18 protein-coding genes are annotated in these 23,690 nt (G+C 72.7%); 9 read left to right on the top strand and 9 right to left on the bottom strand.

What is annotated here, in order from left to right; all coding sequences use genetic code 11:
• Nucleotides 1-12: 12 nt before the first annotated feature.
• Entirely contained in the window at nucleotides 13-2,241 is a 2,229-nt protein-coding gene (locus E0493_RS20495) for a TonB-dependent siderophore receptor (protein ID WP_160939129.1), read from the top strand.
• 21 nt (nucleotides 2,242-2,262) lie between these two features.
• Here E0493_RS20495 and E0493_RS20490 read toward each other — a convergent pair whose 3' ends face one another.
• A complete protein-coding gene (locus E0493_RS20490) occupies nucleotides 2,263-2,883 on the bottom strand; it encodes a pyridoxamine 5'-phosphate oxidase family protein (protein ID WP_160939128.1) in 621 nt (206 codons plus the stop codon).
• A 121-nt stretch (nucleotides 2,884-3,004) separates the two neighbouring features.
• Between E0493_RS20490 and E0493_RS20485 the strand changes: the two genes are divergently transcribed.
• Complete coding sequence (locus E0493_RS20485; RefSeq protein WP_202397250.1) at nucleotides 3,005-3,886, top strand: LysR substrate-binding domain-containing protein; 882 nt, start codon at nucleotides 3,005-3,007, stop codon at nucleotides 3,884-3,886.
• A gap of 96 nt (nucleotides 3,887-3,982) precedes the next feature.
• Here E0493_RS20485 and E0493_RS20480 read toward each other — a convergent pair whose 3' ends face one another.
• Both E0493_RS20480 and E0493_RS20475 read right to left on the bottom strand, forming a co-directional pair.
• Nucleotides 3,983-4,600, bottom strand: coding sequence for an NUDIX hydrolase (locus E0493_RS20480; RefSeq protein WP_160939126.1), 618 nt, complete (start codon nucleotides 4,598-4,600; stop codon nucleotides 3,983-3,985).
• Entirely contained in the window at nucleotides 4,597-5,205 is a 609-nt protein-coding gene (locus tag E0493_RS20475) for a DUF1285 domain-containing protein (RefSeq protein WP_235913918.1), read from the bottom strand. Before E0493_RS20475 ends, E0493_RS20480 begins: the two co-directional genes overlap by 4 nt.
• 141 nt (nucleotides 5,206-5,346) lie before the next feature.
• On the opposite strand from E0493_RS20475, the gene E0493_RS20470 reads away from it, so the two are divergent.
• The 7 genes from E0493_RS20470 to E0493_RS20440 all read left to right on the top strand — a co-directional run bounded on the left by E0493_RS20470 (nucleotide 5,347) and on the right by E0493_RS20440 (nucleotide 15,480).
• A complete protein-coding gene (locus E0493_RS20470) occupies nucleotides 5,347-6,351 on the top strand; it encodes an AAA family ATPase (protein WP_160939124.1) in 1,005 nt (334 codons plus the stop codon).
• Entirely contained in the window at nucleotides 6,344-7,219 is an 876-nt protein-coding gene (locus tag E0493_RS20465; RefSeq protein ID WP_160939123.1) for a DUF58 domain-containing protein, read from the top strand. Before E0493_RS20470 ends, E0493_RS20465 begins: the two co-directional genes overlap by 8 nt.
• Nucleotides 7,220-7,240: 21 nt before the next feature.
• The gene (locus tag E0493_RS20460; protein ID WP_202397249.1) at nucleotides 7,241-9,982 is read left to right on the top strand and encodes a DUF4159 domain-containing protein; all 2,742 of its coding nucleotides are present in this window, start codon (nucleotides 7,241-7,243) and stop codon (nucleotides 9,980-9,982) included.
• 248 nt (nucleotides 9,983-10,230) lie between these two features.
• Complete coding sequence (locus E0493_RS20455) at nucleotides 10,231-12,315, top strand: hypothetical protein (RefSeq protein ID WP_160939122.1); 2,085 nt, start codon at nucleotides 10,231-10,233, stop codon at nucleotides 12,313-12,315.
• A gap of 62 nt (nucleotides 12,316-12,377) precedes the next feature.
• Complete coding sequence (locus tag E0493_RS20450) at nucleotides 12,378-12,722, top strand: hypothetical protein (protein WP_160939121.1); 345 nt, start codon at nucleotides 12,378-12,380, stop codon at nucleotides 12,720-12,722.
• 53 nt (nucleotides 12,723-12,775) lie between these two features.
• A complete protein-coding gene (locus E0493_RS20445) occupies nucleotides 12,776-13,429 on the top strand; it encodes a hypothetical protein (protein ID WP_160939120.1) in 654 nt (217 codons plus the stop codon).
• Between the two features lie 146 nt (nucleotides 13,430-13,575).
• The gene (locus E0493_RS20440) at nucleotides 13,576-15,480 is read left to right on the top strand and encodes an AsmA family protein (RefSeq protein ID WP_160939119.1); all 1,905 of its coding nucleotides are present in this window, start codon (nucleotides 13,576-13,578) and stop codon (nucleotides 15,478-15,480) included.
• Between the two features lie 4 nt (nucleotides 15,481-15,484).
• Here the strand turns inward: E0493_RS20440 and moaB are convergent, their stop codons facing one another.
• The 6 genes from moaB to E0493_RS20410 all read right to left on the bottom strand — a co-directional run.
• Nucleotides 15,485-16,024: a molybdenum cofactor biosynthesis protein B gene (gene moaB / locus E0493_RS20435; RefSeq protein WP_160939118.1), complete on the bottom strand. Its 540-nt coding sequence runs from the start codon at nucleotides 16,022-16,024 to the stop codon at nucleotides 15,485-15,487.
• 68 nt (nucleotides 16,025-16,092) lie between these two features.
• Nucleotides 16,093-17,718 (bottom strand): diguanylate cyclase, encoded by a 1,626-nt coding sequence (locus E0493_RS20430; RefSeq protein WP_160939117.1) that lies wholly within the window; start codon nucleotides 17,716-17,718, stop codon nucleotides 16,093-16,095.
• Nucleotides 17,711-18,103, bottom strand: coding sequence for a response regulator (locus tag E0493_RS20425; protein WP_160939116.1), 393 nt, complete (start codon nucleotides 18,101-18,103; stop codon nucleotides 17,711-17,713). The genes E0493_RS20430 and E0493_RS20425 overlap by 8 nt, the downstream gene beginning before the upstream one ends.
• Nucleotides 18,100-20,616: a response regulator gene (locus E0493_RS20420; RefSeq protein ID WP_160939115.1), complete on the bottom strand. Its 2,517-nt coding sequence runs from the start codon at nucleotides 20,614-20,616 to the stop codon at nucleotides 18,100-18,102. Before E0493_RS20420 ends, E0493_RS20425 begins: the two co-directional genes overlap by 4 nt.
• Nucleotides 20,617-21,020: 404 nt before the next feature.
• On the bottom strand, nucleotides 21,021-22,730 hold the full coding sequence (locus tag E0493_RS20415) for a lytic transglycosylase domain-containing protein (protein WP_235913916.1): 1,710 nt from the start codon (nucleotides 22,728-22,730) through the stop codon (nucleotides 21,021-21,023).
• Between the two features lie 254 nt (nucleotides 22,731-22,984).
• Nucleotides 22,985-23,690: uracil-DNA glycosylase (locus E0493_RS20410; protein WP_160939113.1), on the bottom strand; the 706-nt coding region annotated here is incomplete at its 5' end.

Raw genomic sequence — 23,690 nt, 5'->3', positions numbered from 1 at the left:
CAGGACCGCCCGATGCCCGACCCTTCCCCGCGCCGCCGTTCCATCCGGCTCGCCGCATGGCTGCTTGGCGCCAGCGCGCTGGTGCCCGCCCTTCCGGCCGCCGCGCAGGAGACGGCGCCAGGCGCGGCGGCCGGGAGCGCGGCGGCCGGGAGCGCGGCGGCGGGCGGCGCCATGGTGCTGCCCGAGGTGAACGTCCTGGGGCGCGGCGAGAGCGCGCTGGACCCGGTGCGCGGCTTCGTGGCCGAGCAGCAGATTTCCGGCACCAAGACCGACACGCCGCTGATCGAGAACCCGCAGAGCATCTCCGTGGTGCCGCGCGACCAGATCGACGCCCGTCAGGCGCAGACCCTGGGCGAGGCGCTGCGCTACACCGCCGGCGTGCGCGGCGAGAACTACGGCAGCGACAGCCGCACCGACTGGTTCCAGCTGCGCGGCTTCAACGCGCAGGACAACGGCATCTTCCTCAACGGCCTGCGCTACAACACCGGCTATGCCGGCAGCGTCTTCGAGACCTACGGGCTGGAGCGCTACGAGGTGCTGCGCGGACCGACCTCGGTGCTCTACGGGCAGATCGCTCCGGGCGGCCTCGTCAACATGATGCAGCGCCGGCCGACGGACTTCGCCACCGGCGAGGTGCGGCTGACGGCGGGCAGCTTCGGCCGCCTGCAGGGCCAGGGCCATGCCAGCGGGCCGCTGACGGCCGATGGCCAATGGCTCTACGGCTTCACCGGACTGGTGCGGGATTCCGGCACGGCGGTGGACGAGGTGGATGACGACCGCATCTTCCTGGCGCCGACGCTGACCTGGCGGCCGACCGCCGACACCTCGCTGACGCTGCTGAGCTACTATCAGCGCGACCGCACCTCCGGGAACCAGTTCCTGCCCTATGAGGGCACGGTGACGGAGACGCCCTTCGGCCGCATCGGCCGCAGCCGCTTCACCGGCGAGCAGGATTTCGACCGCTTCGACCGCATGCAGTTCGGCGTCGGCTACGAGCTGTCCCACCGCTTCAACAGCGTGTGGTCGGTGCAGCAGAACCTGCGCTACGGCCAGACCAACATCGCGTGGGACCAGGTCTATGGCGGTGGCCTGGAGGCCGACCAGCGGACACTGAGCCGCTACGCCTACCGCGCCGACATCGACGTCAACACCTTCCAGGTGGACAACCAGGTGAAGGCGCAGTTCACCACGGGCCCGGTGAGCCATACCGTGCTGGGCGGCTTCGACTTTAGTCAGGTCTTCTACCGCAACGCGCAGCAGTTCGCCTTCGCCAGCGGCCTGGACGTCTTCAACCCGACCTATGGCAGCGCGATCCCGCCGCTGGGCGCGCCCTACGACAACGCGCGGCAGGTCAACACCCAGTACGGCCTGTACCTGCAGGACCAGGCGCGCATCGGCAACCTCGTGCTGCTGGGCGGAATCCGGCAGGACTGGGCCTATTCCGACATTGACGACCGCGATGCCGGCGGCGTCCACAGCGCCCAGAACAACCAGGCCTTCACCTGGCGCGTGGGCGCGGTCTATCTGGCCGACAGCGGCCTGGCGCCCTATGTCAGCTACGCCCGCTCCTTCCAGCCGCAGGTCGGCACCGACACCAGCGGCGTCGCCAAGGGCTGGGACCCGCTGAAAGGCGAGCAGTACGAGGCCGGCATCAAGTTCCAGCCGAAGGGCATGCGGAGCTTCATCCAGGTCGCGGCCTTCCACCTGACGCAGCAGAACACGCTGACGCCGGACCCGGACAACGTGTTCCAGCAGGTTTCCACCGGCGAGATCCGGGTGCGCGGCGTCGAGGTGGAGGCGACGGCCGAGATCGGCCGGGGTGTCAGCCTCACCGGCAACTACACCTATCTCGACCCCGAGATCACCGAGAGCAACATCGCGGCTGAGCTGGGCCATCGTCCGGCCGGCGTGGCCAAGAACAATGCCGGGCTCTACGCCGAATACAGCCTCGCCAGCTTCGCGGGCCCGGTCGGTGGCCTGACGGTCGGTGCCGGCGTTCGCTTCCTGGGCAACACCTCGGCGGTCAACACGGGCGGTTCCGTGGTGCCCTCCGTCACGCTGTTCGACGCCGGCCTGCGCTATGACCTGGCCCGCCTCAGCGAAAGCATGCGGGGGCTGCAGTTCAACGTCACCGCCAGCAACCTGGCCGACACGCGCTACGTCTCCCGCTGCTCCGGCACCGCGGGCTGCTTCTACGGCAACCGGCTGAACGTGCTGGGCAGCCTCAACTACGCCTGGTGAGCGCGGCGGGAGCGGCGCGCCTCACCACATGCTGTTGCGCGCCCGCTCCGGCCATTCCCGGTCATAGGCTTCGCCGCCGGCGCGGCCCTTGGTCATGCGGGCCAGGATCTGCCCCGGCGTCGGCAGGCTGGCGGGAGCCACCTGGCTCTCCGGCTTCCAAAGCCCCGCGCGGATGATCGCCCGGGCGCACTGGAAGTAGATCTCCCCCACCTCGATCACCATCACCGTTCGGGGTGCCTTGCCCTCCACGGCGAGCGAGGCGAGCAGGTCCGGGCCGGCCTCCAGATGGGCGCGGCCGTTCACCCGCAGCGCGTTGCCGCTGCCGGGAATGAGGAACATCAGCGCCACGCGCGGGTCGCGCACCACGTTGCGCAGGCTGTCGATGCGGTTGTTGCCGCGCCGGTCCGGCAGCAGCAGCGTGCGCGTGTCCCGCACCCGCACCACCTGCCCGCGGTCGCCGCGCGGCGAACAGTCCAGCCCCTCCGGCCCGACGGTGGCGAGCGCCACGAAGGGCGCGGCCTCGATGATGCGGCGGTATTCCGGGGTGACGTGGTCGGCCACCTTGCCGGTGGAAGCCTCCCCAACCGCGTCCAGCGCGCCGTAGATGGCTTCCAGTTCCTCGATCGTGCGGATGACGGCCATGCCGGGGCTCTCCTTCTGGGCGGCGGCTGCGTGCCTCGCCCACCGGTGTAGACGGCGCCGGCTGCCGCGACTATGCAGTTGTTCCATCGCATCCGTGCGGAAAACTCACGAAAGGCTGGAGATGCGACGTTGCCTTCCGCCGCTGTCCGCGCTGCGCGCCTTCGAAGCCGCCGCGCGGCTGAATTCCGTCACCCGCGCCGCCGAGGAACTGGGCCGCACGCATGGCGCCGTGAGCCGACAGCTGCGTGCCTTGCAGGAGGCGGCGGGCCTGCCGCTGTTCGACAAGGCCGGCACCGGCATCCGCCTCAACGCGCAGGGCGAGGCGCTGCGGCGGGTCGTTGCCGGCGCGCTGGATGCGCTGGAGCAGGGCTGGCAGGACCTGCGCGAGGAGGCGCGCGGCCCGGCGGTGCATGTCGCCTGCAGCGCCACCTTCGCGATGCGCTGGCTGGTGCCGCGGCTGGCCGGCTTCTACCGCGCGCATCCCGCCATCCGCCTGCGGCTTTCGATGACCTCGGCGCGCGAGTTGCGGCATGAAGGCGCCGACCTGGTGATCGCCTGGGACCGGGCCTCCTACCCATCCGCCGACCAGGCCCGCGCCATTCCGCTGGGCGAGGTGGCGTTCGGGCCGGTCTGCGCGCCCGGCTATCCGGCCGCCGCGGAACCTGAGGCGCTGCACGCTCCGGTGCGGATCGCGCATGAGCATACCGGCCGCGCCTGGGACCTCTGGCGGGAGCGGACGGGCCGCAGCCTTGCCTGGGAGACGGAACTGCGCCTTCCGCACACCCATCTCTGCCTGGAGGCGGCGCGCAGCGGCCTCGGCGTGGCGCTGGTGGAGCGGCGGATGGCGCGGGAGGAGCTCACCAAGGGGCAACTGGTCGCGCCCTGCGGCTTCGCTCCCTTCGCGGAGGGGCTCGCGGCCATCCCGCTCAGCGGGCGCGCAGGCTCCGGGGCGGCGGCGGCCCTGCTTGACTGGATGCGGGCGGCGCTGGCGGAGGAGGAATGAAAAAGGCCGGGAAAAGAGATTCCCGCGGACCCCCAGCTTCTTTCTGCCAGGTCGGCGCCGCGCGGGCCGCCCGCGCGGCAAACCCGAAGAAAAAAGTCATTCCCCCGACCTTGTTTCGTCGCGCAGCAACTCCGCCAGCCGGTGCATGATGGCGGCGGTGGCGCCCCAGACGTAGTGCCGGGCATGCGGCCAGACGGAGAAGCTGCGCCGCCGGCCGCGCCAGATGGCCGAGCGGGTTTCCGGCAGCGCAGGGTCGAGCAGCAGCGCGAGCTCGTACTCGAAAGCCAGTTCCACCTCGTCCGGCGCCGGCACCAGGTTCAATGGTGGCTCCACCAGGGCCAGGATGGGCGTGATGTGGAAGCCCGTGCCGGTGACGTGGCCGGGCAGGCGCCCCATCACCTCGGGCAGGCGGGGATCGAGGCCGATCTCCTCCGCCGCCTCGCGCAGCGCCGCCTGCTCCGGCGTTTCCCCCGGCTCGATGCGGCCGCCGGGAAAGGCGACCTGCCCCGCATGGCTGGACAGGCTGGAAGCCCGCAGCGTCAGCAGCAAGGTGGGGAGGGGATGCAACACCACCGGCACCAGCACCGCCGAGGCGATGCCCTCCGGCGCTCCGGATTGCGGAACCTCCGGCCAGCGGCGGCCGGGGTCCGTGAGGCGTCGCCGCACCTCGGCCGGGTCCAGCGCCGGCGCCAGCGAAACGGGGAGGGTGGTCACTCGGCGGCGGCGTCGGTGATCCGGGACTCGGCTGGAACCTCGTCGATCGGAAAGAACACGCCTTCGCTCCAGACGCCGAGCACCTCGCGGCCACCCACCCTCTCCGGCTCGGCCAGGGCCACCAGCTCGTAGAAGACGGCGCGGTTGATGCGCGCCTCCAGGCCGGGGCGCACCATCAGGTAGGGGCGCGGCTCGCGCGAGCGGGGATGGATGGCGACGCGGATCGGGTGGTCGGCGTCCGCGGTGACCATTTCGTCCAGGTTGGTGCGGAAGGTCAGGCACTGGCGGCCATCGCAGCGGCGCCAGAACACTTCCACGGCCACGAAGGGCGCATCCTCGACGGTGATGCGGCCCCGCTCGGCCGGGGTCTCCAGCCAGTAGCTGCCGTCCGGCTCGCGCCGCAGCACCGAGGCGAAGAGGCAAACCAGCTCCTTGCGGCCGATCGGGCTGCCCCGGTAGTGCCAGGTGCCGTCCTTGGCGATGCGCATGTCCAGCGCGCCGCATTCGTGCTTTGGTCGTCCGCCCGGGCCAATGGCCTTCCGGATGGACGGCTGCGCGGCGGGCCGCCCGCACGCTGTGCCGGATTGTTTCAATGCTTCGTCCATGCGCCCGACGGGCATTAGGCTTCCCCCTTCGGCTGCATCGCGTCCCGCGCGGGCCAGGAACTGGCTCATCACGAAACCGGCAGGCTGGCCAGGATGGGCCGGCTTCCAATATCCAGCACCTATATAAGGAGGCGCACTGGTATGGTTGAAGTGGCGGACCCCACCGATCCGAACATCCTGCTTGCGGAAGTCGAGGCGCTGGGCAACCGGCTCGCCCGCGTCCGGGAAGCGGTGGGGCGCGTTATCTTCGGTCAGGCCGAGGTGGTGGAGCAGGTGCTGATCACCATCCTCTCCGGCGGCCATGTGCTGCTGGTGGGCGTGCCCGGCCTTGGCAAGACCAAGCTGGTGGAGACGCTGGGCACCGTGCTCGGGCTCGACGAGAGCCGGGTGCAGTTCACCCCCGACCTGATGCCGGCCGATATCCTGGGCAGCGAGGTGCTGGAGGAGGGGGAGGACGGCCGCCGCGCCTTCCGCTTCCTCAAGGGGCCGGTCTTCTGTCAGCTCCTGATGGCCGACGAGATCAACCGGGCCTCACCCCGTACCCAATCGGCGCTGCTGCAGGCCATGCAGGAGCGCAAGGTCGCCATTGCCGGCGCCGTGCACCCGCTGCCGGCGCCTTTTCACGTCCTCGCGACGCAGAACCCGATCGAGCAGGAGGGCACCTATCCGCTGCCCGAGGCCCAGCTCGACCGCTTCCTGCTGGAGGTGGAAGTCACCTATCCCGACGAGGCGGCAGAACGGGCCATGCTGCTGGCCACCACCGGCGCCACGGAGGCCCGCGCGGTGCCGGCGATGACCGGGCAGGAGCTGATGGCCGCGCAGGGGCTGATCCGCCGCATTCCCGTTTCTTCCGGCGTGCTGGACGCCATCCTGGCCCTGGTACGCGGCGCCCGGCCGGAAACCGGCTCGCTGCCTGCCGTGCGGCAGCACCTGGCCTGGGGACCGGGGCCACGCGCGGCGCAGGCGCTGATGCTGGCCGCCCGCGCCCGCGCCGTGCTGGACGGCCGCCTGGCGCCGAGCGTCGAGGATGTGATCGCACTGGCCGAACCGGTGCTGCGCCATCGCATGGCGCTGAACTTCGCCGCCCGCGCTGACGGTGTGAAGCTCGCGGAAGTGATCGCCGCGCTGAAGGCCAGCCTTGGCTGAGACCGCCACGCCGCCGCCTGCGGCCGCCGCTCTCCGCGCCGAGGCGCTGGGCGGCCGCCTTCCGCCGCTGGTGGTGGCGGCGGAGCGGGTCGCGGCCACAGTGATGCAGGGCGTGCATGGCCGCCGCCGCGCCGGCCAGGGCGACGCCTTCTGGCAGTTCCGCCCCTATCTCGCCGGCGACGCCACCAGCCGCATCGACTGGCGGCAGAGCGCCAAGTCCGACCGCCTCTTCGTGCGTGAGACGGAATGGGAGGCGGCGCAGACGGTGGCGCTCTGGCGCGAGGCCGGACCGACGATGCGCTGGCGCGGCGGCCCGGACCGGCCGGAGAAGCGGGAACGGGCGGACCTGCTGCTGCTGGCGCTGGCCTCGCTGCTGCTGCGCGGCGGCGAGCGGGTGCGCCTCCTGGGTGGCGCGCGCCGGGCCTTCGCCGGGCGCGGGGCGCTGGCGGCCACCGCGGAGGCGCTGGCGCGGCACGTTACGCCCCCGGCCGATGAAAGCCTGCCCCGCCACGCCCGGGCCGTGCTGTTCGGCGACTTCCTGGCACCGCTGCCGGAGATTCAGGCAGCGGTGGCGACGCTTGCCGCGCTCGGGGTGCGCGGCCACCTGCTGCAGATCCTGGACCCGGCGGAGGAAACCCTGCCCTATACGGGGCGGGTGCGCTTCGAGGGCCTCCAGCAGGCGGAACAGCCGCTGCTGCTGCCCCGCGTGGAGGGAGTGCGGGCCTTGTATGCGGAGCGGCTCGCAGCCCACCGGGCGGGGCTGGCCGCCATCGCCGGCGCTGCCGGCTGGACCTTCGCCACCCACCGGACCGACGCGCCGCCGGAAGCGGCGCTGCTGGCGCTGTGGCAGGCGCTGGCCCCTGGCTGAGCAGAAGGACGCCATGGCACCATGATGAGCCTGGGCCCGATCGGCTTTGTCGCCCCCTGGCTGCTGCTGGCGCTGCCGGCATTGCCCCTGATCTGGTGGCTGCTGCGCGTGACGCCGCCGGCGCCACGCCGGCAGGCGTTTCCGGCCTTGCGGTTGCTGCGCGACCTGCCGGCACCTGAGGAAACTCCCGCACGCACGCCCTGGTGGCTGCTGCTGCTGCGGCTCGTCGCGGCGGCGCTAATCATCCTCGGTCTGGCGCGGCCCGTCTGGGCGCCGGGCGCCTCGGCCGGGGGGGACGGCCCGCTGCTGCTGGTGGTGGACGACGGCTGGCCAAGCGCCGCCGACTGGCCGGCCCGCGCGGCCGCGGCGCAGGCCGCGCTGGAAAGCGCCGCCCGTGAAGGTCGCGCCGCCGCGCTGCTGACCACCGCCCCGCCCGAGAACGGCGAGCAGATGCGCCCCACCGCCCTGATGCCGGCCGAGGAGCTGCGCGCCCGCCTCGCCGCGCTGCGCCCCAAGCCCTGGGCGCCCGACCGCGCCGCCGCGCTGGCGGCGCTTGGTGCGTGGCGGCAGGCGCATCCGGGCGCCTTCAGCAGCCTCTATCTGACCGATGGCGTTGAGCACCAGGCGGAGAGCGGCGCCTTTTCCCCGCTGGCGGAAGCCCTTGCCGCCGCCGGCCCGCTGACCATGGCCCGCACCGAGGGCCGCCCGGCGCGCCTGCTGCTGCCCCCTCGGGCCGAGGCCGACCGGTTGCAGGTGGCGCTGCGGCAAACCCCCGCGGCCGTCTCCGGGGAGGCGGCCGTGCTCGCCCGCACCGGCGATGGCCGCGCGCTGGCCCGCGCCACCATCCCGCTGCCGCCGGGCGCCACCTCGGGCGAGGCGACGCTCGACCTGCCGCTGGAGATCCGCAACCAGATCATTCGGCTGGAGATCGAGAACGAGGAAACCGCCGGCGCGGCCGTGCTGCTGGACGAGCGGTTCCGCCGCCGCCCGGTCGGCCTGATCGGCCCCGCCGAACAGGGCGCGGACACGCCGCTGCTCGGTCCGCTCTACTATCTCGACCGCGCCCTCGGCCCCTATGCCGAGCTGCGCCGCGGCAATGTCGAACAGCTCCTGCAGCGACAACTCGCCGTTGTGGTCCTGGCCGACCGCCCGGTGGCCGAGGGGCGCGAGCGTGAGGCGTTGGCCTGCTGGGTGGCGGAGGGCGGTACGCTGGTGCGCTTCGCCGGACCTCGCCTGGCGGAAAATCCGGACCTGCTGCTGCCGGTGCGGCTGCGTGGCGGCGAGCGGCGCCTCGGCGGCGCGCTGTCCTGGGAGCAGCCGCAGCGCCTCGCGCCCTTTGCCGACGGCTCCCCCTTCGCGGGGCTGCCCGCGCCGGAGGAGGTCACGGTTTCCACCCAGGTCCTGGCCGAGCCCGACCCGCAGCTTTCGGAGCGCACCTGGGCGCGGCTGGCCGACGGCACCCCGCTGGTGACGGCGGAGGCGCGCGGCGCCGGGCGCATCGTGCTGTTCCACGTCACCGCCAACACGGAATGGTCCAACCTGCCGCTTTCCGGCCTGTTCATCGACATGCTGCGCCGGGTGGTGGCGCTCTCCTCCGGCGTCGCCGGGGCGGAAGGCGAGACGCCACTGGCGCCCGTGGAAACCATGGATGGCTTTGGCCGGCTCGGCCCGGCGCCGGGTGGGGTCGGCGCCATCCCCGCCAACCGTGTCGCCGAGACGCGCCCGGGCCCGCGCCACCCGCCGGGCTGGTACGGCGTGCCGGGCGAGGGCGGCGAGCGGCGTGCGCTGAACCTCTCCGCCAGCCTGCCGGCGCCACGCCCGATCGCGGCGCCGCCCGCCGGCACCGCCACCCAGGTCATCGGCGGCGTGCCGGGTGAGCGCGATCTCGGCCCCTGGCTGCTCGGCATGGCGCTGCTGCTGCTGGCGGCGGACCTGCTGATCTCGCTGGTGCAGCGTGGCCTGCTTGGCCGCCCGGCGCGGCTGGCGGCCGTGCTGCTGCCGGTGCTGTTGCTCGCCGCCCCGGCGGCTTGGGCGCAGCCGGGTGACGCGGCCTCGCCGGAGGCGATGGCGCTGACGACCCGCATCGGCTACGTGCCGAGCGGCGACCCGGTGGTGGACGAGGCGGTGCGGCAGGGGCTGGCAGGCCTTTCCGACTACGTCAACCGCCGCACCGCCGCGGCGCTGGGCGAGCCGGTGCTGGTGCGGCCGGGGCAGGACGACCTTTCTCCGCTGCCGTTGCTCTACTGGGCGGTCACCGCCTCCAGCCCGGACCTGGAGGCCGATGCCCGCACGGCGCTGAACGACTACATGCGGCAGGGCGGCATCATCCTGTTCGATACGCGCGACGAGGGCTCGGGCGAGGGATTCGCACCCGGGGCGCCGGAGGCGCTGCAGCGGCTGACGCGCGGCCTGGCCATTCCGCCGCTGGCGCCGGTTTCGCCTGAGCATGTGCTGACCCGCGCGTTCTACCTGCTGCCGCCCGAGCTGCCCGGCCGCTTCTCCGGCGGGCAGGTCTGGGTCTCGCGCGAGGAGGACCGGGCGAATGACAGCGTCAGCCCGGTGATCATCGGCGGGCATGACTGGGCGGGCGCCTGGGCGGTGGATGGGCGGGGCAACAACCCCTATGCGGTGATTCCCGGCGGGGTGCGGCAGCGCACCCTGGCCTACCGCTTCGGGGTGAACCTCGTGATGTACGCGCTGACCGGGAACTACAAGGGCGATCAGGTCCATGTGCCGGCCATCCTGGAAAGGCTGGGGAATTGAGAGGGCTGCCGCCCCTCGGTGTTTCCTCGCCACTGGCGCCGGCGCCGGCGCCGCTTCCGGCGGCTTGGCTGCGCGGCGCTGGCCGCGGCGCCCCTTCGGGTGCTCAGCCCGCCGAGCCGGCCGCGCTTTGCCACCTGATGGTTTCTGGACGTCTCATCTGTTGGCGGGGTCCGGGGGGACACTGTCCCTCCGGCGGAGGTCCAGGGGGCGGCGCCCTCTGGCCTCGGCCTGCCGTGGAGCACTGACCGATGCGACAGGTCATTTCCGGCCTCGACTTCGCCCCGATCCTGCCGCTCTGGCTGTTGGTCGCCCTGGCCGTCCTGGCGGTGCTGGCGCTGGTGCCGGCGATCTGGCGCCGCGCGCGGGGCACCGGCTGGCGGGCGCTCTCCTTCCTCGTGCTGCTGCTGGCGCTGTCCAACCCGCGCCTTGTCGAGGAAACCCGCGAGACCCGGCCGGACATCGCCCTGGTGGTGCAGGACCGCAGCGATTCCGCCCGCATCGGCCCGCGCGCCGCGCAGCTTGACGCCGCGCGGGCGGCCATCGAGCAGCAGGCCGCCCGGTTCCCCGACCTGGAGCTGCGCACCATCGACGTGCCGGAAAGCGGCCGCCAGGGCACCCGGCTGTTCACCGCCATCGACCGCGCGCTGGCGGACATTCCCCGCGCGCGGCTGGCCGGCGTCATCGCCCTGACCGACGGGCAGGCGCACGACGTGCCGGCGCAGCCCTCCTTCGCCGCGCCGCTGCACCTGCTGCTGCCCGGCCAGCCCGGCGAGGTGGACCGGCGCATCCGCGTCATCGAGGCGCCGGGCTATGGCATTGTGGGCCGCACGGTGGAGCTGCGGGTGGCGGTGGAGGACCTCGGCGCCAGGGAAACCGGCGGCGCGGTGCGGCTGACCCTGCGGCGGGACGGCGCGCCGCCGCGCGTGGAAAGCGTGCCGATCGGGCGGGAGCACCGCATCGCGCTGCCCATCGAGCGCGGCGGGCCGAGCGTGGTGGAACTGACCGCCGAGGCGCGGCCGGGCGAGGTCTCCACCCTCAACAACCGCGCGGTGGTGACGGTGAACGGCGTGCGCGACCGGCTGCGGGTGCTGCTGGTCTCGGGCGAGCCGCATTCCGGTGAGCGCACCTGGCGCCGGTTGCTGAAGGCCGACCCGAACGTGGACCTCGTCCACTTCACAATCCTCCGCCCGCCCGAGAAGGACGACCTGACGCCGCTGAACGAACTGGCGCTGATCGCCTTCCCGGTGCGCGAGCTGTTCCAGGTGAAGCTGCGCGAGTTCGACCTGATCGTTTTCGACCGCTTCAGCAACCGCGGCATCCTGCCCGCCCTCTACCTTCGCAACATCGCCGACTACGTCCGCAGCGGCGGGGCGCTGCTGCTCTCGGTGGGGCCGGAGTTCATCGGTTCCTCCAGCCTGGCGGCGACGCCACTGTCGGCGGTGCTGCCGGCACGGCCGCTTTCCGGGCCTTCGGCGGTGGCGGAGGGGCCGTTCCGCCCGCGCGTGACGGATGTCGGCGGCCGGCACCCGGTCACAGAGGGGCTGGAAGGCGCCAATGCCGGCAATACCGAGCCGAAATGGGGCCACTGGTACCGCCACCTCCGCACCAGCCCGCAAAGCGGGCTGACGGTGATGGACAACGGCGACGGCTCCCCCCTGCTGCAGCTTGACCGGGTGGGAGAGGGGCGGGTGGCGCTGCTGCTTTCCGACCAGATCTGGCTGTGGTCGCGCGGGCATGACGGCGGCGGCCCGCAGGCCGAGCTGCTGCGCCGTGCCGCGCACTGGCTGATGAAGGAGCCCGAGCTGGAGGAGGAGGACCTCGTCGCCACCATTGACGGCGGCACGCTCAGGGTCGTGCGCCGCAGCGTGGAGGCCGGGCCGCCGCCGCAGATCACCGTCACCGCGCCGGATGGCAGCGTGGCCGGCGCGTCCGCCGAGCCGGCCGGCGGCGGGCGCGCGGTGCTGGAGATGCCGGCGGCGCAGCCGGGCGTGTGGCAGGTCAGCGACGGGCGGCGCACCGCCTTTGCCGCCGCCGCGGCGGCCAACCCGCTGGAGGTGGCCGACCTGCGGGCGGATGCCGCGCCGACCAGGACGGTGGTGGAGGCTTCCGCCGGCAGCGTCCATTGGCTCGGCACCGCGGCCCCGCCGCAACTGCCCGAGCTGCGCCGGGTGGCGCTCGACCGCGACGCCGCCGGAAGAAACTGGATCGGCCTGCGGCGCAACCAGGACCATCTGGTGACCGGCATCGCCGCGCTGCCCCTGTTGCCGCCCTGGCTGGCATTGCCGCTGGTGCTTGGGCTCGCGCTGGTGGCCTGGCGGCGGGAGGGGCGCTGACCGGCGCCCCTTTGCCGCCAGACGCCCAATTTCCTATCTACCCATAAGAGGAGCAATGCCGGATGCGCCGCCTGATTTTTGCCCTGCCCCTGGCGCTGGCTGCCTGCGCGACCGGGCCGACCCTTTCGCAGCGCCTCTCCACCTTCATCGGCCAGGGGGAGGGCGACCTCGTGGCGGGCCTCGGCGTGCCCGTCCGCACCTACGAGGCGGACGGGCGGCGCTTCCTCCAGTTCGAGCGGCAGCGCACGGTGCTGGTTCCCGGCGACCCATGGTCGTACGGCTATTACGGCATGCGGCGCCCCTGGGCGGTGCCCTCGAGCTACGCGGTCGAGCGTTGCGACATCACCTTCATCCTGCGCGGCGGGCGGGCGGAAAGCTTCACCCTGCATGGCGAAGGATGTAGCTGACGCCTGCGGTTGGCCGCTTCGCCCCGGCCAGGAAATGCTTTAGAGAGGCTGCCATGCGCCATCTCCCCTCCACCCCGCTTTCCGCCCTGCTCGCCGGCCTGCTGGCCGCGGCGCTGCCGGCCTTGCCGGCGGCGGCGCAGATGCTGAACGGGCCCATGATGCCGAACACGCCGGCCGCGCCGGCCGCCAAGGAGCCACCGGCCCTGCCGGGGCTTGCCGGCCGCGCTCCTGCCGCGCCGATCCCGGCCGAGCCGGGAAAGAATCTCGGCCCCAACGAGGCGCTGTTCGACGCCATCAACCGTGGGGACCTGGCCGCGGCGCGGGACGCCATGGCGCGCGGCGCCGACCTGCAGGCGCACAACGTGCTGGGGCTGACGCCGCTCGAATCCTCGGTCGACCAGGGGCGGCGCGAGATCACCTTTTTCCTGCTGTCCACCCGTCCGACCGTCGTCACAAGTGTCGAGCCTTCCACCCCGCTGCCTCGCGGCGCCCCTCCCTCGGCGGCGGCGCGCAACATGCCGCTCGCCTCGCCACCTCCCAGCGCCCTGCGCGGCGCCGCGCCGCCCGCATCCGGCCGCCGGGAGGCCATCTCACGGCCGCCCTCCGCGACGGCCTATGCCAATGCCGGGGCTGCCGACGGCGGCACGCCGCGCCCGGAGAAAGGCTTTCTCGGCTTTGACGCCAGCCGGCCCGGCGGCGGCTACTGAAGCGTCCGGCGTGACGGCCGCAGGGGTTCCGCCCCTGCGGGAGGCACGCCGGCCCTCGCGAGCGGCGGCGCAACTTTTCTCCTCGCCGGAGCTTGGTTCGACGAACCCTGCCGGATCGCTGGCGGCAGTGGAGGAGGACCAAGCGGATGTTCTCGCCACGCGCACGCCGCCTGATGCTCTGGACCGGCCTGCCGCTGCTTGCCATCGTTCTGCTGGTGCTGTTCTGGTCCTGGGCCTGGTTCATCCCGCTGGTGGAGCGGCAGGCCAGCGCCGCGCTGGGCCGCCCCGTGCATGTGGGCGGGCTGGATGTGAACCTCGGCCGCGTGCCCGAGGTGGTGCTGACCGACCTCCGCATCGATAATCCCGAGGGCTATCCGGCCGATCCGCCTTTCGCCGCCGTGCCGCGGCTGAGCCTGCGAGTGGATGCCTGGGCCTTTCTGCGCCATCGCCAGATCATCCTCCCCGCGATCACGGTGGAGCGCCCGGCCGTGCGGCTGCTGGCCCGTGGCGAAGGGGACAACAACTACACCTTCCCCTTCGCGCAGGCCGCGGAAGGCAGCCCGGCCGAGCCGGGGCCGCAGCCGCAGATCGGCGCCCTGCGGGTCCTGCAGGGCGAGGTGCATGCCAGCCTCGACCCGCTCGGGGCCGAGATGCAGGTGGCGGTGGAGACGCAGGACGCGCCCGGCGCGCCATCCCGGCTGCATGCCAAGGCCACTGGGACCTATGCGAAGCAGCCCATCACGGCCGAGCTGCTCGGGGGCGCCGTGCTTTCTTTGCGGGAGGCCGGCAACCCCTGGCCAGTGCGGCTGGACCTCGCCAACGGCCCGACGCAGGTGAGGCTGGAGGGCACGGTGCAGGACCCGCTGCACTTCGCCGGGGCCAACCTGCAGCTCAACCTGCGCGGACCGGACCTGGCGCTGCTTTCGCCCCTCACCGGCGTGGTGGTGCCGACCACGCCGCCCTACCGCCTTTCCGGCAAGCTGGATTACGCCGAAGGGCAGATCCGCTTCACCGGGATGGAAGGGGTGCTCGGCCATAGCGACCTCGCCGGGGATGTGGCGGTGGAGCCGCGCGGCACCCGTCCGATCGTGCGGGCCACGCTGCGGTCCCGCCGGGTTGACCTCGAGGATCTCGCCGGCTTCGTGGGCGGCACGCCGGAGAACAAGCCGAAGCCGCGCCGCGTCGGCGGCCGCGTGCTGCCCGACACGCCGGTGAACCTGCCCCGCCTGCGCGCCGCCGACGTGCACCTGAACTATGATGCCGGACAGATCCGCGGCCGCGCCATGCCGCTCGACAACATGCATGTGAAGCTCGACATCGTGGACGGCGCCATCGCCCTGCATCCGCTGCGCTTCGGCATTGGCAAGGGCAGCATCGACGGCAACTTCGACTTCGCGCCGGTCGAGGGCGGCGGGCTGAAGGCCAAGGGCGAGGTGAAGTTCCGCCAGGTGGACGTTTCCCGCCTGATGGGGGTCACCCCGCTGGGCGAGGGACAGGGCGGCATCGGCGGCGCCGCGCGCGTCGAGACGCAGGGCCGCACGCTGGCGGAGATGCTTGGGCGGGGCGATGGCGGGCTGACGCTCGCCATGGCCGGCGGCAACCTTTCGGCCCTGCTGGTGGACCTTTCCGGCGTGCAGATCGGCAATGCCCTGCTTTCCGCGCTCGGCCTGCCGGCACGCACCCGGGTGCAGTGCTTCGTGGCCGACATGGACCTGCGCAAGGGTGTGCTTTCCACCAGGACCGTGCTGCTCGACACCGAGGACTCGCTGATCAGCGGCATGGGCGAGGTCGACCTCGGCAAGGAGCGGCTGAACTACACGCTGCGCACCGAGGCCAAGCACTTCACGGTCGGCTCGCTGCCCACCGACATCCTGCTGCGCGGCACCTTCGCCGATCCCAGCGTGCGGCCGGAAGTGGTGGAACTCGGCGCGCGCGTCGGCGCGGCGGTGGGGCTCGGCGCCATCGCCCTGCCGCTGGCCATCCTGCCGACCATCCAGTTCGGGATTGGCGAGGACAACCGCTGTGAAGGATTGGTCAAGCGGGCGCGCTGAAGTCCTAGCCGGCGCGCAGGTGCTCCTGCAGGCGCGGCATCAGCTCGACCAGGTTGCAGGGCTTGTGCCGGGCATCGAGCTGGAAGCGAAGGATGTCGTCCCAGCCATCCTTCACCGCACCGGTGGAGCCGGGCAGGGCGAAGAGGTAGGTGCCGCCGGCCACGCCGCCCAGCGCGCGGGACTGGATCGTGGAGGTGCCGATCTTCTGGTAGCTGAGCATCCGGAACAGCTCGCCGAAGCCCTCGATCCGCTTCTCCAGCACGCGCTCGAAGGCTTCGGGCGTCACGTCGCGGCCGGTGATGCCGGTGCCGCCGGTGGTGATGCCGACATCCACCTCCGGGTCGGCCACCCAGGCACGCAGCACGGCCTCGATGGCCTCCGGCTCGTCCCGGACGATCCGCCGGGAGTGCAGCCGGTGGCCGGCGGCCTCGATCCGTTCGGCGAGGGTCTGGCCGGAACGGTCGCTGGCGAGGTCGCGCGTGTCGGACACCGTCAGGACGGCGATGGAGACCGGCACGAAGCGCAGGGATTCGTCGATCGGCATGGCAGGTCCTTTCCGCGGCTCCGCGGGGATGTAGCGGCACGGCGGGCGGGAATGGAACCCCGCTCGCGTCAGGCCAGCCGGCTGCAGTTCCGGCCGGCGCGCTTGGCGGCGTAGAGGGCGGCGTCGGCGGCGGAAATCATGGCCTCCGCCGTCGCTCCCTCCTCGCGGCCGGCGATGCCGGCGCTGAAGGTGACGGAGAAGCGGCTTCGCTCGGTGTCGAAGGCAAGGGCGGAGAAGCGCGTGCGGATCTGGTCGATCACCTTGCGTGCCGCATCCGGCGCCGTGCCGAGCAGCAGCACGGCGAACTCCTCCCCGCCGTAGCGGCCGATCACGTCCGTCCGCCGCAGCCGCTTCTGCAGGCTCCGGGCCAGGCTTCGGATCACCCGGTCCCCCATCAGGTGGCCGTGCTGGTCGTTGATCTGCTTGAAGTGGTCAAGGTCGAGCAGCACCAGGCTCAGCGTCGTGCCGTCGCGCCGGCTGCGCCCGATCTCCAGCCCCAGCCGTTCCTTGAAACGGGCGTGGTTGAGCAGGCCGGTGAGGCTGTCGGTCTCCATCACCGCGCGCAGCGCCCGCGCGCGCTCGGCGCGCAGCCGCACCAGCGTCACCAGCTGGCCGAGATCCACCGGCTTGGGGATGAAGTCGTCACCGCCCAGCCGGCGGGCCAGGAGCTGGCGGGCGGCGTCCCGCTCGGCCGAAAGGAACAGCACCGGGAGCGACAGGTGCCGCCGCGTCTGGCGAATGACGCGCGCCAGCTCGATGCCGTCGATCCCTGGCATCTGCAGGTCCATCACGATCAGGTCGGGCGTCGCTGTCGCGATCGCTTCCAGGGTTCGCCCGGGCTCGGAGAGGGCGGTGACCTGCATGCCCGCCTGGCGCAGCGCCATGGCATAGGCTTCCGCCAGCAGCGGATCGTCATCCACGATCAGGATCGAGGCGTGGCTTTCCGTCCGCACCCCGGCGAACTGGTCCAGCCAGTCGGCCAGCTCGTTGCTTTCGAGCGGCTTGGGCACGACCGCCTCCACCCCGGCGCGGGCGGCCGCGAGCCGGGCGGGGAAGCCGGTGTCCTCCGTCAGGAGGATGATGGGGCACCGGCCGGCGATGCTGCGGCAGGTGCCCAACCCGTCGGGCAGCGCGTCGTCAACCACGGCCGCGACCAGGGGGCCCTCCGGCAACGCGGCCGGCCCGCTCTCGTCGCCGCCGCAACGCACCGTGTAGCCCAGGCTGCCCAGCAGGCTCCGCAGCTCCGCCTGGCCGCCAGCGGGCGCGCAAAGCAGGACCGGTTCGCCCGCCTCGGCCGCCGAGACGGGGGCGGGATGAAGCTCGGTGGAGCCGGAAGCGGCGCCGCCCGCCTCCCAGGCCGCCCCAAGCGCCGCCACAAGCTGCTCCGCCTGGTGCAACCGCTCGCTGTCCGGCTCCGGGCTGCCGCTGAGGCCGCGCAGCAGCAGCTCCAATGGTGCCGCGGCGGTGGAGACGGCGGGCAGGCCGAAGGTGCCGCCGGCACCCGCCAGCTGGTGCGCTGCCCCCGCCAGGTCGGCGATGCCGGCGCGCGTCGCCGCGTCCCACGGGCGGCGGGAGAGCGCCTCCCAGAAGGCGGTGAGGTCGCGCACACGGTCGCCGAGACGCCGGATCCCATCGGCCCGCAGGCGCTGCATGGCGGCATGAAGCTCGGCCTCCGGCGCCAGCATCTCAACCATGACGGCCGGCCCAGATATGGCGGACGCTGGCGGAAAGGGTCATCGGGTCGAAGGGCTTGGAAATGACGTCGAGGCTGCCGAGCTCGCGGTAGCGCGTGATCTCCTGCGGCTGCACCTTGGCGGTCATGAACACCGCGGGCACCTCGGCCATCCCAGGGAGGGCGCGCAGCCGCTCCAGCGTGGTGGGACCATCCATTCCCGGCATCATCACGTCGAGCAGCACCAGTTGCGGCGCGAAGCCTTCCGCGCGCGCGAGGGCTTCCTCGCCCGAGGCGCAGGCTTCCACCGTGAAGCCGCCGACCGCCTTCAGCGCGAAGCTGGCGACGGTGCGGATGTCGCCGTCGTCCTCGACGTAGAGGATGCGGGTCAGCGCGCTCTCGCTCACAGGGCGGTCTCCTTCGCGGGGCCGGCATGGGGAGCCGCCTCGATGAGGTGGCGGATGGTGTCGTGCAGGAGGCGGTTCTCGGTGCGGCTCTTCACCAGGGTGGCCGCGGCGTGACGGGCCATGCGGGCATCGGTGTCGCTGGCGGAGAAGATCAGCACCGGCGGCGTGGGGCGCAGGGCCTGGATGTCCGGCAGCAGGTCGAAGCCGCTGCCGTCGGGCAGGCCGAGATCGATGATCACGAGGGCGAAGCGTGTTCCCGCCGCCAGCGCCGCCCGCGCCTCGGCGAGGCTGCGCGCCGGCTGCATCTGCGCCTCGTCCCCCATCACGGCCGAGACCACGTGCCGGATGTCGTCATCGTCCTCCACATGCAGGACGCGGGCGGGGCCTTCCTCCGCGCCGCCACTGGCGCTGGCGCGCAAGGCCTGGTGCAGCGCCTCCCGCAGGCGGCCCTGGTCGATCGGCTTGTCCAGCCAGTCCACCACGCCCATCGCATCGCCGTTCAGTGCGCGCCGCCGCTGGTCGGCGATGGCGGAAACCACGACAACCGGCAGCCCGCGCCCTTCAGGCCGCTGGCGCAGCCGCCGCAGCACGGAGAGCCCGTCGTCGTCCGGCAGCATCAGGTCCAGCGTCAGGGCGTCGAAGCGCTGGCGGTCGAGCTGCGCGAAGGCCTCCGCCGCATCATGCGCGACGTGCCCCTCCCAGCCGTGCTGCGCGAGCATCATCTGCAGCAGCCGGGCGACGTCGGCGTCGTCCTCCACGATCAGCACGCGGCGCTTCTGGCCGGACGCGGCCGGCGCGACGGGCAGCCGCTCGACGAGGCGGGGGAGGGAGAAGTGGAAGCAGGTGCCGCCGCCCTCCGCATCCTCGAAGCCGATGCTGCCCGCGTGGTGCTCGACAATGGCGCGGCTGATGGCGAGGCCGAGACCGGTGCCGCCCTTCTGCCGGACATCGCTGGAATCCGCCTGGGCGAAGCGCTGGAAGATGCGGCCGCGGAAGGCCTCGGGGATGCCGGGGCCGCGGTCGCGCACGCGGAACACGGCGCTGCCCGCGTTCACCCCCAGGCTGACCTCGACCGCGCTGCCGGCGGGCGAGAACTTGGCCGCGTTGGAGAGGAGGTTGGCCAGCACCTGCTGGATGCGCGGGGCATCGGCGTAGACCTCGGCATCGGCTTCCGGGTCGCCGGCGACCTCCAGGCGCAGGCCGAACTGGCCGGCATAGGCGCGGTTCGCCTCCACCGCCTGCTCCAGCAGCTGCCGGGCCGAGATCCGCTCGCGCCGGAACTCCAACCGGCCCGCCTCCATCTTCTCGATGTCGAGGATATCGTTGACCAGCAGCACCAGGCGTTCGGCGTTCTTGTGCGCGATGCCCAGCAGCTCGCCCGCCGGCTGCGGCAGCGCGCCGGCGGCGCCGCCGGTGACTAGGCCGAGCGCGGCGCGGATGGAGGTCAGCGGCGTGCGCAGCTCGTGGCTGACGGTGGAGACGAACTCGTTCTTCATCGAGTCGAGGCGCCGCCGCTCGGTCACGTCGCGCAGGACGCAGACGCAGCCGCGCTCGCCGTCCTGCTCGTACCGGCCGATGGACAGCTCCGCCGGAAAGACGCTGCCGTCCGCGCGGTGCGCCTCCACCTCGCGCTGCGGCTGGCCGAAGGCGGGGATGAAGGCGCGGATGGGCTGGCCGATGACGTCGGTGAGCGGCAGGCCGAACTGATCGGCGGCGGCGGCATTGGCGAGCTGCACCTGATCCGCGCCGCTCAGCAGCAGGATCGGGTCGCTGGCATGGTCGAGGATGGATTGCAGGCGGCTGCGGTTCTCGGTCAGCGCCGCATTCGCCGCCTCGGTCGCGCGCTTCGAATCCTCCAGCGCGGCATAGCGTTCGGCGCTGCTGTGGCGATAGCGGTGCAGGCTCCAGAGCGCGGCGAGCGCGAACAGCACGGCGGCGACAAAGGTCACGGGAATGATGGCGCGCGCCTGCCGCACCCGCACCGTGTAGACGCTGTTGGAGGCCTCCAGGTCGGCGCGTTCCCAGGCGATCATCTGGTCGGTCATCCGCAGGAGGCGCATGCGTTCGGCGGCCGCCTCGCGGATCAGAAGCAGGAGGTCCACCGCGTCGCCGCGCCCGGCGAAGCCGAGGGTGCGCTCCAGCCGGGTGAGCATGGCGGCGACGCCGCGCCGGAGCTGCGGCAGCACGGTCTGCTGCTGCGCATCGCTCTGCGCCGCCTCCTCCAGGGCCGCCATGTCGCTGACGATCCGCTCGCGGGCCGCGAGCATGGTGTGGCGGTACGGCTCCGGCGTGCCGAGCAGCACCAGGTCGCGCGCCACGGTCACCTCGTGGATGTCGCTGCGCAGCTCCAGCAGGCTCGCCATGATGGCGTAGCTGGTGTTCACTGCCGCACGCTGTTCGCGGGTATCCTCAAGAACGCGGAGGGCGAAGGCACCGCCTCCCAGAAACAGCAACAGGACGGTGGCGGTCGCGATCAGTGTGACGAGGCCGGTCCGGCTGAGCGGGCTGACCATGCGGCGGCGATCCTTGCGAAGCCGCGGAGGGCGTCAGGAAGCCCGGAACGGCGATGGAGATGCCGGCAAATTGCCGCGCAGGTAGAGCGCTTGCAACAACGGTCTTTTTTTACGCTGTGTCTCACCGGGTGGAATGTGCCGGCCGGCCTCGCGGGCCGGCAACCAGGAAAGCCGGCAGGAGCGACTTCCGCTCGCTGTCTCGCTTCAGGCGCTTTGTGTCCTGCCCGCGAAGTTCGTGGGACCATCCATGAACGCAGCGGACCGGCGGGCCCCTGAAAACAAGGCCTGCCGCCCTGATCCTGAAGTCCGGAGGACTTTGCGATCAGGCCACCAGCTTCTGCTTTCGAGGAGCATCCCCACCCGGCCAGATGATTCCCTGAGCGGGATCCGCCCGAAGTGGCGCCTCAGCGCGACGCCGTGCGCGTGCTGGCCCGCGGCAGCGGCGGCTGCTCCGCAAGTTCCAGCGGCGGGCTTCCGAAGCGGGGGAACTCGCCGCTCGCCAGGGCGTCGAGGCTGGGTGCGGGCAGGCCCAGGCGGCTGGCATAGATCCAGCTGTAGGTCAGCACGCGCTGCACGAAGGTGCGCGTCTCGTCCACCGGGATGGACTCGACGAACAGGAAGGGATCGTCCTGGTGGCGCAGGTTCGGTGCCCAGCGCGCGACGTTGCCGGGGCCGTTGTTGTAGGCGGCCAGGAGCCGGATCAGGTCGCCATCCACCACCTCGCGCGCCGTGAGGTGGTGCAGGTAGCGCTGCGCCAGCTCCAGCGAGAAGGCGGGATCATGCAGGCGCTTCAGCCCGGCCGATCCCCGCAGGCTGGGATCGCCGACGATATAGGCAGCCGTGGCGGGCATGATCTGCATCAGCCCGCGCGCCCCGGCCGGGGAAACCGCCTTCGCATCGAAGCGCGATTCCTGCAGCGCGAGGGCGTAGAGCAACGCCGGGTTGGCACGGAAGCCGGAGAGCGGCTCCAGCCGCGGCAGCGGAAAGCGGTCGAAGTCGCGCGGGCGGCCATCGGTGGTCTGCACCAGCGCGGCCACCTGCGAGGCGAGGTCGGTCATGCCCGCCTCGCGCGCGACCGCCAGCATGCCGCGCAGCACGCCGGGATTGCCCTGCGCGATCGGCCAGAGGGCGCGCAGTTCCTGTTCCGCCAGCTCGCGCTGGCCGGCCTGCAGCAGGGCCAGGGCACGCCAGCCGGCGGCGGTCTCCGCGAGGGCGGCGCCCTCCGCGGTGCCGGCGACCTCCCGCTCCCAGGCGAAGCCGGGCGCGAGGCCGAGCACCCTGCGGGCCACCAGGCCGTAGAAGGTGCGCGGCTCCTGGGCCGCCTGCAGCATCCAGGGCACGTAGAGCTGCGGCCGGCGGGTGCGGATGGCCGCGCGCGCCGTCCAGAAGGCGGCGGCAGCCCGCAAGGCGGGAGCGGCGACCTCGGCGCGGGCGGCGCTTTCGAAGGCGGTCAGCGCGCGTTCGGGCCGGCCGCTGCCCCAGGCGGCGAGGCCGGCGACAAAGGCGGGATGCGCGAGCTGCGGGTGCTGCTTGGCGACCTCGGAGGCGATGCGCCAGGCTTCCTCGTCGCGGCCCTTCTGGAAGGCGGCGAGCGCCACCTCGCCGCGCAGCAGCGCGGCGTAGCTGCCGCTGGCCGCCTGCGTGACGGCGGAAAGGGCGCCGTTCAGGTCGCCCTCGGCGGCGCGGCCATGCACCAGGCGGTCCAGGCGGGCATCGCGGCTGACGCCGCGCGCCGGCGGCTCGCGCTCCTCCGGCACCACATCGGTCTCGGCGGAAAGGGATTCGTCCGGCGGCGCGGGCGGGTAGGGGGCGTTGCGCGGCAGGCGGCCGCGCAGCATCGCATGGATGGCGCGCGCCTCCGGATGATCCGGATACTCGGCGAGCCAGCCGTACAGCTCCTCCACCGACGGCTCAGGCGCGCCCGGGCGCAGCCAGCGGCTGGCCAGCACGTGGCCCATCAGCCGCCGGTCCTCCAGCCGCTCCGCCTCTTGGGCGGCAAGGGCGAAGTCGCCGCGCTGCTGGAGCGCGAAGATGCGGGCCAGCCGCGCCGTGTCGGACGGGGCCAGGGGTTGCGGAAGACCCGCCACGCCTCCGGGGAGGGGAGGGCGGGGCATGTTCACTGCCCGCTCGAGGGGGGCGGTCTCTCCGGCCCGTTGCGCCATGGCCGGAACCTGAGCCCCGGCACATAGCGACGCCGCCCAGCCCAGGCCGAAGGCCAGGGCGGGTGAACGCAGGGCCATGGTGCAGATCGCTCGCATGGCCCGCTTGCCGTTAACGGTCTCGTCAGCGGGGAGCAACCGTAAATGCCGCCCAAATCGCGTTTCAAGGGAGAAGGGGTTACTCTCCCATGATCGTGAGTTGAAAATCACTATCGATTTTGCGTGAGGCGGTCTGGGGAAGTGGAGACCTCGCCGGAAAGGGTGCGGCGAAGCAGCAGCAGGTCAGCCCAGGAGTCGCGCTTGGCTGCCGGATTGCGCAGCAGGTAGGCGGGGTGCCAGGTGGGCAGCGCCGGCAGGCTCCCGGCCTCCTCGGGAAGGGCGTGCCACCGGCCGCGCAGCCGGGTGATGCCTTCCCGCGCGTTCAGCAGCGCCTTGGCGGACACGCCGCCGAGCAGCAGCACATGGCGCGGCCGCACCAGCGCGACGTGGCGCAGCACCAGGGGCAGGAACAGGGCGATCTCGGCATCCGTCGGCGTGCGGTTGCCGGGCGGCCGCCAGGGCAGGATGTTGGTGATGTAGAAGGCGCGGGAAGGGTCCTCGGCCGTCCGGTCGAGGCCGATGCTGGCCAGCATCCGGTCCAGCAACTGACCGGACTGGCCCACAAAGGGGCGGCCGAGACGATCCTCGTCGGCACCGGGCGCCTCGCCGACCAGCATCAGGCCCGAAGCGGGGTTGCCGTCGGCGAAGACCAGGTTGGTGGCGGTGTCGCGCAGCGGCGTGTCCACCTCGCGCAAGGCTTCCCGCAATGCCGCCAGGTCCTGCGCGCCGGCAGCCAGGGCGGCGGCGTTGCGCGCGGCGGGCGCGAGGGGGGCGGCGAGCGGCAGCGCGGGGCCGCGGCGACCCTGCGCGGGGCGG

Origin of the sequence: Teichococcus coralli (assembly GCF_009829925.1) — a bacterium.
GTDB classification, from domain to species: Bacteria; Pseudomonadota; Alphaproteobacteria; order Acetobacterales; family Acetobacteraceae; genus Pseudoroseomonas; species Pseudoroseomonas coralli.
This window is presented reverse-complemented; position numbering and strand designations above follow the sequence as displayed.